This window comes from Aeromonas sp. FDAARGOS 1402, from assembly GCF_019046925.1.
Classification (GTDB): Bacteria; Pseudomonadota; Gammaproteobacteria; order Enterobacterales; family Aeromonadaceae; genus Aeromonas; species Aeromonas caviae.
In genome coordinates this window covers 73,324-85,668 of sequence record NZ_CP077203.1, presented here as the reverse complement: position 1 = coordinate 85,668, position 12,345 = coordinate 73,324, and the positions used below count along the sequence as shown (strand labels likewise).

At 49.7% G+C, this 12,345-nt stretch carries 14 protein-coding genes; 10 read left to right on the top strand and 4 right to left on the bottom strand.

Annotated elements, in window-relative coordinates; genetic code table 11:
* Positions 1-228 precede the first annotated feature (228 nt).
* The gene (locus I6L32_RS23585; RefSeq protein WP_302056402.1) at positions 229-357 is read right to left on the bottom strand and encodes a hypothetical protein; all 129 of its coding nucleotides are present in this window, start codon (positions 355-357) and stop codon (positions 229-231) included.
* A gap of 146 nt (positions 358-503) precedes the next feature.
* Here I6L32_RS23585 and I6L32_RS22615 point away from each other — a divergent pair, with 146 nt between their 5' ends.
* Genes I6L32_RS22615 through I6L32_RS22600 form a run of 4 tightly spaced genes read left to right on the top strand, consistent with a single transcriptional unit; the run spans position 504 to position 5,181 of the window.
* Positions 504-1,844 carry a hypothetical protein gene (locus tag I6L32_RS22615; protein WP_210537786.1) on the top strand — a complete coding sequence of 447 codons (1,341 nt, stop codon included), beginning with the start codon at positions 504-506 and terminating at the stop codon, positions 1,842-1,844.
* Between the two features lie 60 nt (positions 1,845-1,904).
* Entirely contained in the window at positions 1,905-2,192 is a 288-nt protein-coding gene (locus tag I6L32_RS22610) for a hypothetical protein (protein ID WP_210537784.1), read from the top strand.
* Positions 2,192-3,715 (top strand): conjugal transfer protein TraG N-terminal domain-containing protein, encoded by a 1,524-nt coding sequence (locus I6L32_RS22605; protein WP_210537782.1) that lies wholly within the window; start codon positions 2,192-2,194, stop codon positions 3,713-3,715. Before I6L32_RS22610 ends, I6L32_RS22605 begins: the two co-directional genes overlap by 1 nt.
* Positions 3,712-5,181: a conjugal transfer protein TraG N-terminal domain-containing protein gene (locus I6L32_RS22600; protein ID WP_210537780.1), complete on the top strand. Its 1,470-nt coding sequence runs from the start codon at positions 3,712-3,714 to the stop codon at positions 5,179-5,181. Before I6L32_RS22605 ends, I6L32_RS22600 begins: the two co-directional genes overlap by 4 nt.
* A gap of 75 nt (positions 5,182-5,256) precedes the next feature.
* Here I6L32_RS22600 and I6L32_RS22595 read toward each other — a convergent pair whose 3' ends face one another.
* The 3 genes from I6L32_RS22595 to I6L32_RS22585 are packed head-to-tail and all read right to left on the bottom strand — an operon-like array spanning position 5,257 to position 6,788.
* Positions 5,257-5,862: a hypothetical protein gene (locus I6L32_RS22595; protein WP_210537778.1), complete on the bottom strand. Its 606-nt coding sequence runs from the start codon at positions 5,860-5,862 to the stop codon at positions 5,257-5,259.
* A 9-nt stretch (positions 5,863-5,871) separates the two neighbouring features.
* A complete protein-coding gene (locus I6L32_RS22590) occupies positions 5,872-6,366 on the bottom strand; it encodes a PD-(D/E)XK nuclease family protein (RefSeq protein ID WP_210537776.1) in 495 nt (164 codons plus the stop codon).
* A gap of 2 nt (positions 6,367-6,368) precedes the next feature.
* Complete coding sequence (locus tag I6L32_RS22585) at positions 6,369-6,788, bottom strand: CFI-box-CTERM domain-containing protein (RefSeq protein ID WP_210537770.1); 420 nt, start codon at positions 6,786-6,788, stop codon at positions 6,369-6,371.
* Between the two features lie 762 nt (positions 6,789-7,550).
* Between I6L32_RS22585 and I6L32_RS22580 the strand changes: the two genes are divergently transcribed.
* The 6 genes from I6L32_RS22580 to I6L32_RS22555 all read left to right on the top strand — a co-directional run bounded on the left by I6L32_RS22580 (position 7,551) and on the right by I6L32_RS22555 (position 12,199).
* Entirely contained in the window at positions 7,551-8,009 is a 459-nt protein-coding gene (locus tag I6L32_RS22580) for a hypothetical protein (RefSeq protein WP_210537762.1), read from the top strand.
* A 169-nt stretch (positions 8,010-8,178) separates the two neighbouring features.
* Positions 8,179-8,718, top strand: coding sequence for a single-stranded DNA-binding protein (locus tag I6L32_RS22575; protein ID WP_210537760.1), 540 nt, complete (start codon positions 8,179-8,181; stop codon positions 8,716-8,718).
* Positions 8,719-8,785: 67 nt separating this feature from the next.
* The gene (locus tag I6L32_RS23450; protein WP_210537815.1) at positions 8,786-9,880 is read left to right on the top strand and encodes a hypothetical protein; all 1,095 of its coding nucleotides are present in this window, start codon (positions 8,786-8,788) and stop codon (positions 9,878-9,880) included.
* A gap of 252 nt (positions 9,881-10,132) precedes the next feature.
* Complete coding sequence (locus I6L32_RS22565; protein ID WP_210537758.1) at positions 10,133-10,774, top strand: hypothetical protein; 642 nt, start codon at positions 10,133-10,135, stop codon at positions 10,772-10,774.
* 391 nt (positions 10,775-11,165) lie between these two features.
* Positions 11,166-11,717 (top strand): hypothetical protein, encoded by a 552-nt coding sequence (locus I6L32_RS22560; RefSeq protein WP_210537756.1) that lies wholly within the window; start codon positions 11,166-11,168, stop codon positions 11,715-11,717.
* A gap of 125 nt (positions 11,718-11,842) precedes the next feature.
* Entirely contained in the window at positions 11,843-12,199 is a 357-nt protein-coding gene (locus I6L32_RS22555; protein WP_216945364.1) for a hypothetical protein, read from the top strand.
* Positions 12,200-12,345: the final 146 nt, after the last annotated feature.

Here is a 12,345-nt window from a genome sequence, read left to right as displayed (position 1 = left end):
CAGGCGGAATATATCCAGATAAGTTTGCATATCTGTCCTTACCATTTTCTTTTTACGTGTCATGACTACTCCGGCAAACAGTTAAAAAACTGTTATGCCAAAGACCGTAAAACGAAGGAAGAACAAACTGGCCGGACGATACCGAAACAGGTGGCCGGATGAAGCCGAAATCAGTGGCCGGATGATACCGAAATGGGTGGCCGACTCATGCCGAAATCGCTGGCCAGATCATCCCGAAATATGCAGCACTTGGTAATGATCTGCCGCCAATACAAGGTAGCTGAACATTTCGTGCCCGGTGTCTGCATGCTTCAGATCATCGTAGTAGACAGGCTTTGGAAGCTTGACTTGACCCATAAAACAACTCCTTCAATTACCAGGGGCCACGTTATCACGGTCTTGAAGCAATGCAACTTCTGGCAAGAAGGATAATCCACGTCCATTTATGCACCCCATTTCTCTGAGTCAAGCAAGTTAAAGTAGGCTGTTTCATGAACTTGGGGATGACGATGCAAAAACGAATTTTATCAGTGGCTTGTCTACTAGCCTTGGTTAGTGGGGCAACTTGGGCTGCTCAGTTTGATGAGCGAGCTGTAATAAATCAGCGGATTGGTGGTGGCCGACCCATCGATGCACCATCATCGACCGAACCATTCAGCAAAGCATCCGCCGGTTGGAATGCAGATCTATCGTGTTCTGCTATGAGCTTGAACAGTGAATTGCTTGGCAGCTTTAACTCCGGCTCCTTCAAACAGCTGCAATCATCACTGGTTGGTCAACTGATGGCTGCAGTGAATCCCACTAGCCTCATCGGGATGGCAATTCAGAGAGCGAATCCTGATCTCTATGACAGTTTGATGTCAGGGAGTATGACGGCTACAGATGCTTTCAATACCAACGTAATGACCTGCCAGGAGATGCAGCAGGGGGTTTTCGATGCATTGCCGGCTGGGGCTCTCAAGAATCTAACAGTGAGTGAGGAATATGCGGAGGCCATCAAGAAGCACGCGAACGGAAACTATCAGTTAAAGGATCTCGTCTTTAAGGATGGTTCGGCCGGGCGGAGTTATGACGATGGCAAGAAAGGCGTTGAGTTCGGTGTTGAGAAGAGAGGAATGATTGGTAAACCTATCAAGGTAACCGAACACACGTCATATGCTGGGTTCAATGCGTTAGCAGGCCGTGCTGCGACCGATAGCTCACCCTTACCTACATCAGCCACTAACGCTATGGGGATGGGGGCCGTATTCAAGTCACCCCGGGAGGCCAACAGCTTCATCTCGGATGTTGTGGGTGAAACCAGGATGTATACCGACAGTGACGCTTCCCCTCGTGAAGAGGATAGAGGCATAGGTGCGAAAGCGGCATATGCCAAGGAGTTTGAAGCAACCAATGCCAAGCTTCTCGATCTTGCAAGGCGACCTAGTTCTAACATCACCACCAAGGATCTCGAGAGCGCATCGACATCGAGTATTAAGGTGACCCGGGACCTGTTGCTTGCGATTAAGCAAATTCATCCAACAGAACAGGCGGCCTATGTATCGGCACTGGCGACCGATATCTCAATGGCCAACACTTACGAAAAACTTCTTCACTCTGTACGGATCATGGATGCTGGTTTGAGGGATGAAAGCGTGACTAACAACGAAGCGGTTCGGTCTGAAGCACTCCACAAAAGAGCCCTGCTCATCCAGGAGATGGACCTACTTGAGCGTGAACTTCGCTTCAAGAAGGAGCTCGCCGGCAGCGCACAGATAGACATTTTGCGCAGAGCAAATCTGGAGAACAAACCGGGCTCGTTCAGAACACCAACTAATGAATTACCTGTTGGCACTGCAAATTAATATCTTTCAGTAGAAAGCAATGGTTATCCATTGCTTTCTCTATAAACCCCTGGAGCTGAAATGAGAAAATACCTCCTTTTTGTTATTTATATACTTGCGGTGTTATTTTGTTCGATATTGTTGATACTTCTTGTCGACACTGATAGTGAGGCTTGGCAGCAATTTGCCCGTTGTGCCACAGTGGCAAAATGGATCATTGTGCCAATTCTAATAATTGCACTCCCGAAAATAATAGAGCGTGCAACAAAAAAGGAATTAACCAAAGATGGGAGGAAATTATTGTGGCAAAGCCAAATCCTTATGGCTGTGGCATTCACTGCGGTTGAAATAATGCATGGGGCACTCTGATGATTGTAAATGAGTGGATTGAACCGTACACGCTTATGATGGGTGTGCACTCAATGGGTGTGATCACAGAAATTCTTTGCTCCAGTGGATTGGTTTATGCACCATTTTTTGTTGCGATCGTTAAATCAATTGTTGAGGCAATGACTCAGGGCGTGGATGAGGGTAATGCCGGTGAATTAGCGGTGAAATTTCTTCGCAAAGAGCTATTGATCATTTTTCCAGTGTTTATTCTAGCCTTCGTTCCAATGGCGAACAGCCAGATGAGATTTGATGTCAACATTAGCAACTATTCTTGTGATGGAGATCAGCGAATCCAGGCACCTCCAACAACTAACCAGCAAATGATGATGGGGAATTTTCAAGGGGGTTACACCAAAGTGCCGGTTTGGTGGCTCGCGGTTCATGACTATTCTTCGACATTTACAAACACAGTTATTGCCAATACACCTTGTGCAGCTGACTTGCAGATGGCTTCTGTGAATATTCAGGCAGCAAATCTCGAAAATAGCTATGACCAGACGATCGCTGATAGTTGGCAACGAGCATGCCTCAGTCCGGCAGTTGGTGATGCAACCCGTAGAGGAAGTCTTGACGACTCTACCTGGGCTGGCTCCCAGTCACTGCGTGAATTTTATAAGAAGGAACAAAATACGGTTTTAATAAGCAGGGAGTCCGCTATCGCAGCTGGCTTGCCGGTTGGGCTATCTGAAGGCGGTGAGGTGAGGCTAAATTGCGATGTCGCATACCAGCATATAGAGGCTGCAGCAGTTTCGGCTGCAAGAAGCCAGTCGCAAGGGTCACTGGAAATATTGATAAACGCTTCACAAGACTCAGAGACAGAGAAGAAGTTGGCGATGTCGAAGGTAGCCAAAGTGCAACCACAAGCAAGCGCCCAACTCACTAATCTATTCGCAGGCGAAACAGACCACACTGTTGCACCAGACAGCGCTTCTGGTTACATGAAGGAGATGATTGGGTGGCTAGGAACTGCGGTGGGAAATTTGCTAAAGGCGCCGGGCACGATTGTGTTGAAGAATACAACACCGATCCAAATCTGTGTTATGCAGATGGCTCTTATTATGGCCACGCCAATTTTGCTGGTATTCTCTGGTTTCAATATAAAAACCGCTCTTGCTATCAGTGCTACATACTTTGGGCTTGAATTCACGTTGGTCTTTGTAAATCTGGCCACCTGGATGGATAACACCCTCAATCTATTCTTCTACTCAAGTATAAACGGTGGGGTTGGGGCGGGCTCTGCAACATTCGTGTCTGGGCTGCAAGAAAGCATCTTGACCAGAGTTGGTTACACCTCATATGACTTGCTACCAAAGTTGTGGATGGCCCTTATGGCATATGTCGGCATTAAGGGTGGTAGCCAGATGATAGGAAGTGCCTCTCAAGGAGTGGAGCAGAACGTAAGCTCTGGGCTCAATACAGGCGCTCGCATCCAGCAACAAGCGGGAAGCATGGCGAACTCCGCCGGCAAGTCATTCATGAAGTCGGGCGGAAAATCATCATGATCGCGAACCATTGGATTGATCCGTACACCCTCTTGATGGGGGTACACATGATGGATGTTGTAGTTGAAGCATTGTGTGTAAGCGGCCTAGTCTATGCTCCATTCTTTGTGGCTATAGTTCAGTCTATAGTTGAGGCCATGACCCAGGGGGATGATGAAGGGAATGCCGGAGAGCTAGCCGTTAAATTCCTGAGGAAGCGCTTACTCGGCATATTTACTGTATTTATTCTGGCCTTTATTCCTGTGGTGGATGTGACAAGCAATATCACAACACGGCCTGCAAATTCGTGTGTTGATCCTGGTGCACCAAATCCAACAAACTCTGTTATCAGTATGGTCGGAAATTTCAATAGCTCGAGTACCAAGGCGCCATTGTTTTGGGCTGCCGTGCATGACTTCTCAAGTATCACCACAAACGTGGTTATCTCGACAACACCATGCGCTGAGGACATCGCAGCAATAAATTCAAACGTAAATACCGCAAATTTCACTAACCCACAAGATCGAGAACTAGCCCAACAATGGGGCAAGAGTTGTCTCGCACCCGCTTCCGGCAAAGTGTCCCAGGGTTCGAAGTTTGATGGTGCCTGGTGGATAGGCCATCCTGATTTCATCGCTCAGTACAAGAAGGAAGGGAGTGTTGTTCTCGTTAATAGTGAGGTTGCCGCCGGCCTGGGTATGACCGGTGATAGTTCTGGCGGACAAACAATACTGGGGTGCAATCAAGCCTTTGTTCATTTGATGGATAGTAGCTTGCAGCGCCTAAATCAAACCGATGGCTTTCCTGTCATGCTGAAGCAGATGGCCGAAAAACATAATCTCTCAGAGCAAGAGATCGCGTATCGGCTTGCTGGTGAGATGATTGGTAGTACCAAAAGAGCTATTGGTGATGCCTTCCAATTACCAGGCGGTAAGATAGTCGTTGAAGATAGTGTGGGTACCAGATCCAACAATGAGGATAGTGAAATTGCTCAGATGATCGCCGCATTCACAACATCGGTTGCGAATGCTGTCAACGCTCCAGACGCAATTGTGTTCCGCCAGTCTATCCCGATTCAGATGGCTGTTGCGCAAATGATTCTTCTGTTGGTTATACCCATCATCTTGGTATTTAGAGGCTTCGACATCAAAGTTACCCTGCTGCTTGCGGGTCTCTATTTCGGGGTTGAGTTCACTGCTGCGATCGTGGCGTTGGCAACCTGGGTAGGAAGTTTGGTTGATGTTATATTTGCTACCGTTTCCACGAATGGAACATATGCTCGTGCCGCAGCTCTTCAGCTCTACACCTATTTGCCATGGGTCTGGTTCTTCATCCTGGGGCTGGTCGGCATACAGGTTGTCATGCCGGGAATTGGGTCGCATGGCGCCGACTTTGGTGGTTCATCTGGGAACGTCGGGAAACTGCTCTCAATGGCCAAGGGGGGGGCCGGACTAGCCACAAAAATGGGAGCCTCATTCATGAAATGACGTTGATAGACCACAAATGTTCACGATATGAAAATGGGGCCTTTGGCCCCACTTTCGATTCTGATGGATAGTGGTTCAGTCATCAACCCCATTACGATGCCAATCGTATTGGTTTTCAAGTTCAGCCTCTGCCCTGTCAGATTCAGACCTACCCGAATCATGGTCAGCGGAGAATGCGCTTGAGTTTCTCAAGTAAATGGCCGAGAAAATTCCAACCACAATCGTAATGAATGGCACCTTGAATGCCAAAAACAGAACCGTAAAACAGATGCCAAACATGGCAGGGTACAGCAGGAACAGATCCCCGCTAGTTGTTTGCCAATAGAACAAGGAGTACATCCACCAGGCAACCAGAGCAGGCAGGAGAACTGCAGCTATGGACACCCTACCACCGAGCATTGGCCAACGTAACCTATGGCAAATTTTTGCAATAGCCACGACACTAAGTAGCATTATGCATCCAGCCAAGATACTGAATGACAATCCACCATGATGAGCCTTTACTGTGAACAACCCTGAGACTAATTGAATTTGATTGATTGCATAGTCAGCTTCTGTGGACTTTGTAAGTTGGTAGACCACATATGAAAATGCAAGAGGTCCATTTACAGGCATCAGATTTCCTGATTTTCTTTCAACCCAAATCAAGGCATTGGTGCATATCTGATTGATCACTTTCATCACCCCCTATCAACGTTGGCAGCTGTGTGCAACCGAGCAGCTTCGGCACACTCCTGGATGAGATGAGAATATCTTGATAATTTCTCCCTCTTGAGCTCGTCGAGCCAACAAAACAAATTTTGATATTTCCTTGAATATCTGCTCGTCGCTCCCCAGCACCACCTCACGCCGGGTCCCCTTGGTTACGACTACTGCTCGATGGATCGGCATTTCTGAACGTGCAGCGAGGACGGATGCCAACAGTTGAACAATGTCAGATTGGTACACTCGGCCCGCACGGCTCTTGTATTCAACCATCACGTTTTGACCGTTCTGGGTGGCAATGATGAAGTCAGGTTTCGCTGTTATTCCGTACTTTTTGTTGATGAACAGCTTCGATTTTCGCCCTTGGTCGGCATAAACTATCTTGCCCTCAATCCCTAAAGGTGAGCCAGGCCGATGTGACCTGCGCCGAGCCAGGTACAACAGTGCGACAAAAACCACGAAGGCAATGAGAAATGCCATAATTATGCATCCTTATTTCCTGCCACCATCCGGGCGAAAGCCAGGACCAGTGAGGCAACTGCAGTCTGTGCACCCGGGAGGGGAGATAGCAACTTGATGGCGAAGGGGGACAATGCATAGTAAGCCTTGATCAATATGCGGCCAAGGTAATGATGGCTCAGATAGCTATCTCGCCAATCCCGTAGTCGCTGTGTTGCTGGATGGTTCGACCCTAGTGCATAACTCGCTACGAAGCAGCGCTGGTCCTGTGTTTGTTGTTCGAACACCGCCGCGGTCACGCTCTCATGACTTGCTGTGCCATAGTCAGCCTTTGCCTGGCTCTGAGCACTCGCAATCACCCCTTGTTCTTGTAGGCTGCTGCCATGCGGACACCATGCCATCTTGCCGATTTTGCTGGCACTCACCAGTTTCCTGTCGTTCATTCCGGCTACCCTCGTCTCATTTCAGCGGAAGGACTTACCGCTCCATATTATCGCAACCTGACAGGGTGCAAGCACGAGGTGAGCGATTGTTGAGAGATTGATGGTCGGCGGGGGGGGGAGCTTCACTGGGCAGGGTTACAGCGAACAACACCTGGATCGCATGCCGAAGACTCCCGTGGCTAGTAGTGAGCAAGCTGGGGGTTGTAAATTTTCCATCAACGTGCGAGATTATAAAGTAATTACTGCTATGCAGTAGTAGGCGACCAAGGGGTTAAGCAAGTCGCCCTGTCTGTTGACAGATCCCAGCGTCCAATTTCCTTGTCGTGGGTACATCAAACTGCTTTCTGAGTGGTTTGATGTACCCACGACACGATAGGAAATTTCATGGACATAACCTTCGCTGGTGAACTCGCCGTTTTCTCTGCCTGCTGCATCGCCGGGTGGCAGATTTCAAAACCTGTGATTGCCGTATGGCGATCCCTCACTTTATCCCACCCCACGAAAGCCAAATTTCGTTCCTGGTGATTTGCAAGTCCCCTTTTCAGGGGCTTGCACACTCAATTCCATCATACGTCAGCATCATGCAGTTTCCCTTGATTCTACATACCCATACTTGGTTGTATCGGCATGATGAATTTCGGGCAACATGCCTGAATAGCTAGTCCGTGTAACCATCTAGCAGCCATTCGGCACCACGCACATCAAACCCAACCAACAGGTTAACTCTTAACTAGGCTCACGCCAGATTTTAAGGTAGGCAATATGGAAACCATCATAGTCTTGGGGTTCTTCGCTATTCTCGTTTTTGCCTTTGCCGGCGGAATGAGGGAACAACTGCTCAAAAGCACTGAGGCTGACCAGCGCGAACTGGATGGCCATCGCAAAAAAGCCATGATGGCAGAAGCCGCCACAATGGCTGCAGACATCATCAAACAAGAGTTTAGTAATGAGTTGTCGGAGGTACGTTTTAAAGCAGCAGTAGAGAGCGCTGTTGAGGAACGTCTTCGTGCAGCAGGGGTCGTCGGCGCTACCGTCAATCCCGCGGCCGCGAGGCCCGCTAGACCTGCTAGACCTGCTCAGGCAGAGGCTAGTTGGCGCGCCCAGGCTGCAGGGATGAACCTTCATCCCCAAAGCTCAGATGAAAATGAAGTCGAACAGCAGGCGTACCAGCCTGCTGAATACTCACGGGAACAAGATTTCCCTCAAGCACGTCCAATGTGACAAAGAGGCTGCCCCAGGGCAGCCTCTTATCGCATGCAGTTATGTGAATCGGCTCAGGAAAGCACGCTTTTTCCTGAGATGATTTGCCAAGTGGCAAAGAGCGATAGGGGTTTTAAGTCGCAGGCGTACAGCCACCCAACATCAACCACATAGGATTACGACTATGAGAATGAGCAACAAGACAAACGAGGTGAGGCTTGGCGGTTACGTGAGCCATGCCGACATCCGGATGGGTCAATATGGACCGTATGGCCCGGCAACCATCGCAATCGATGATGGTTATCGGGACCCCAAATCAGGACAGTGGGTAGATCGTACCCAGTTCATTCGGGTGGAGCTTTCTGGGGAAAAAACCCCAGCCATCAAGAAGGGTGACTATCTTGAAATTTCTGGGCGGCTCGCCTTTGAATCTTGGGAACAGGGTGGGGTAACCCGTTCTGGGCTAAAGGTTAAGGTGGCGTGTATCAACGTACACATTCCGGTCGAGGCAATAGCTTGTTTGAAGCAGTCCGGCTTTGCCAAAAACTCGCAAGGGCGGCCTCAGCAGAGTCAGCAGAGTCAGCAGAGTCAGCAGTCTCAAAGACCTCAACAAGCCTCACGCTCGCAACAACCTCAGCAAAACTGGGGGCATCCCCAGCAACACCAGGCCAGCCCCCAGCAACAGCAGGGACCCCGGCAACAGGAATATGACCACCGTCGCCGCGCCTAACCAATCAGCCTGAAATGGCAACACCAACCAGCCTCGCATTGACGAGGCTTTTTTTTTGGAGAAAAACATGGCTATTCAAACCGTAGATAAAATTCTTGGTGTCCAGATCGACGAAGTTAATGACACGCTTCGAGACCTGTTGTTCTTAGAAGTGATCTGCGCTGGCTACAGTCCGACTACGTTGGATTTCAAGAAGACCATTCGGTTCATCGAGCGCACCCAGCTCAACCCTTTCGATGGGACGTTGTTTGCTCGTCGCACCAACCTGGGGATTGAGATCGGGCTGCGTGTAGATGGATGGCTGCAGCTTGCAAAACAGGCTGGCGTCAGAGAGATCATCCATACCTACTCCGAAAACATCCTTACCTTCGCTGAGATGGCTAAAGATGTTCGTGGGCATGAGTGGATTGAGACTACATTGGTAGCTGCTGATGGCGGGCGGTTTGTGCACCGGGAGTATCTGGCTGAGAACTTCTTCAATACAGAAGCCTGGTGCCATATGCCCAATAGGTCGTTGGGCCACAAATCGACTGCTCAAACGATCCGGTTATTAACTGGCGTTTACGCAGCAGATGAAAGCCAAGCGAGTATCAGTCCTAAAGATGGGGGGCTTACTGTCCTCGTAGATAGTGGACCGGCCGCCCAGGTCGAAGCGAAGCCAGCAGAAGCGCCGGCCGCCCAGGTCGAAGCGAAGCCAGCAGAAGCGCCGGCCGCCCAGGTCGAAGCGAAGCCAGCAGAAACGCCGGCCGCCCAGGTCGAAGCGAAGCCAGCAGAAACGCCGGCCGCCCAGGTCGAAGCGAAGCCAGCGGAAACGCCGGCCGCCCAGGTCGAAGCGAAGCCAGCGGAAACGCCGGCCGCCCAGGTCGAAGCGAAGCCAGCAGAAACGCCGGCCGCCCAGGTCGAAGCGAAGCCAGCGGAAACGCCGGTGGCTCATGACGATGCAAAACCAACCACACTAGAGGAAATTATCAAATTCCCATGGGGTGGTTACTTACCTTCAGATCGGTTGCGTGGGGATGTCCGGATCGGTTTTGGCCGGACAGTTCAGACAAAGCAATGGGGTGCTCTTCGTGGGTACTTCAAGTCAACCAGAATGAGCGATGATGATCGCGCATGGGTGCTAGCCGCTCTCGACCAGATGGAGGCTGTCACTCATGGGTAAGGATGAAGATCTCGTGGTTCGCCGCGGTTTAAGACCTTTGTAACAACAGAATGAGGGCCTTTGGTCCTCTTTCTCATTCTCGAAAGAGTTATTCGTAGATAGATGAAAACGACGAATTACTCTCGGGTGATCACGCGAATAGGCCTGCAAATCGCGCTAGCGGCCAACACCAACCCGGGCGAAAGCCCATAACCAAGAACCGTAGGGGAGAGGCTGCCCTACGGGCCGCCCTCCTTCTCTATGGAGGGCACCATGATACTTTGGCAACGAGACATGTTTGATTCTGATAAGGATGTGCTATTCATCCCCTCAGAACGGGCAATAAAGCCAAAAGGCTCAACGAAATCTAAGGCTGTTGTCAGTGAGCCTGTTTCACTGACCAATAACAGTGCAATGCCATTACCGTTGCTGTTCCCGGAACTGTTCCAGGAAGACCAACCGGATCTGCAAGACAGGCCTGAAGAGGGCTCGCTTGTTTGGTCCGATGACGGTATAGCAACTCTATGCGGTGTTGTACTGAATGATGCCATTTATGGCCTGATTTCACCAAAGTGCGGCACTGAATCGAGGGAGTTGGGGATCGAATGGTTGTTCAAACAAGAGCTTGCACCCTTCAGCTTTAGGCATTGCTGCATCATGTTAGATGTCAACCCCGAACGCATGCTTGCTGGGATTTTCCGGCAGGTAGTCACTAGGCGGAACTATCTACGACGGTGCTCAAAACTGAGCCACAAGGAACATGAACTGCTCCTGTGGCTTGAAATGCAGGGCTGGCTGGATGAGGTTATCTCGATGGCCATGACGGACGAAGATGACGGTTGGGATTTCAACCCAACAGCCACCTACGCCCATTATGAGCGGCAACTTAACCGGCCAGACAATTACCTATATTAATTAACCTGTAAACTAGGGGGCTTACGGCCCCCTTATTTCACTGAACACACCAAGAACATTCACGTATAAATACTTCCGGTCAGCTACATCCCGGGGAGATAAAATATTATTTTCTTTCGTCAGAGGGCAAACCAGCCCTTCCTGAGCCATTTCCTATGGCTCAGGAAGGTCGGGTTGCATTATCCGCTGCAGCCTTAAACTGTGTGCAGAGGAATGCTGATATTTGATTTTTAATTATAAGGATTGCAGCTATATCAGCCTGTCTCAGGAATATTTTTATGCCGCGCACAAGCCCGGTGGCTTTACTGCACCTGTGATGGCCAATGCGCGTAAGGCTAGGTCTTCGTTGTAATTAGACCTGTGTAACGGCATCTGAGCTAAGAGATGAGATATGTACCTTCTTCAAAAGTCATTTAACAATGATTTATTTATGGTCCAAGAGGTTCAACCAGAAGATGTTGAAACTTGGCTAGAGAACCGCGTTTCATTGTTCGCGTCGGAAACCCATGCGGCATATGCGCAAACATTACTTGGCACAATGCAGGCGCCAAGCTGGACCCCGGACTTCAGAAAGTATGGGACCATATTATCACCGGATTTCCCTTATTTTTGCGCCGAAAATGTAAGGGAGTTCAATGATGCATGGTTGCGCATTATGGCAACAGAAGTTCGTCTCCGCATTATGCAGAAATTAAATTTCGTAGAGGAGATTCATTTCAGCATATCGGACATCATGAATCCGCCTCCAGCTCCATGGCTGTGCTTGGTTGATCGCGAGAGTCAGACTGTGTTGGTCGTTGATCGCACCGGTACGGCATTGGGGGGGAGTGAGAAAAACCTTGTCATGGCAGTCAAACACAGATTTCGTTTTAATCGAGACTTGCTGGCCCCCTCAGGAAAGCATCTCGAGATGATAGAAGTGCGCCTGGGGTCAATCACCTAATTAGGTGCAGGGCTGGCTGGCTAGCATACCGCGGTCAGTCCATCTATTATGTAGGCGTTTTGATTGCTGGCCCGGAAGTCACCTCTGGGCTGAGGAATGGATAACGGTTTCTTAAAGGACGCCTGATGCAACAAGAAAACAAGCGTGACTATACCCCGCGCAACATTATGACACTAGCCAAGAAGCTTGGAACGCTTGAGCAGCGTAAAGAACTGCAGGCCTTGCTGACTACCTACATCGAGAATGAAGAGCTTGAGCTGCTGAGACTGGAAGAGGAGCAAAATCAAAAGGCCGCCAAAATCACCGAACTATTCGAGAGAATGGCAGATTCCGGGATTGATATTCAGGATCTAGTCGCGGCATCGCAAGGGCGACCAAGCACAGGCAAGCGCCGGCCTTATAAGAAACGGCAGAAGCAGCAAGAACCAGAGCAACCGGCTCAAACTCCTCAAACCTCAACCACCGATACCCCCGGTAGCTGATGATTCACCCGGAGCGGCTACTGGCTCCTGATGTGATGGCCAAGTGGATAAACTGCCACTGTGCAGCTTATCCACTGGCATTAAGTGTTACTCCAGCCCGCTGAATAGCAGCTGCTCATGCAAGAAATAAAATCGTTACTTTTCAA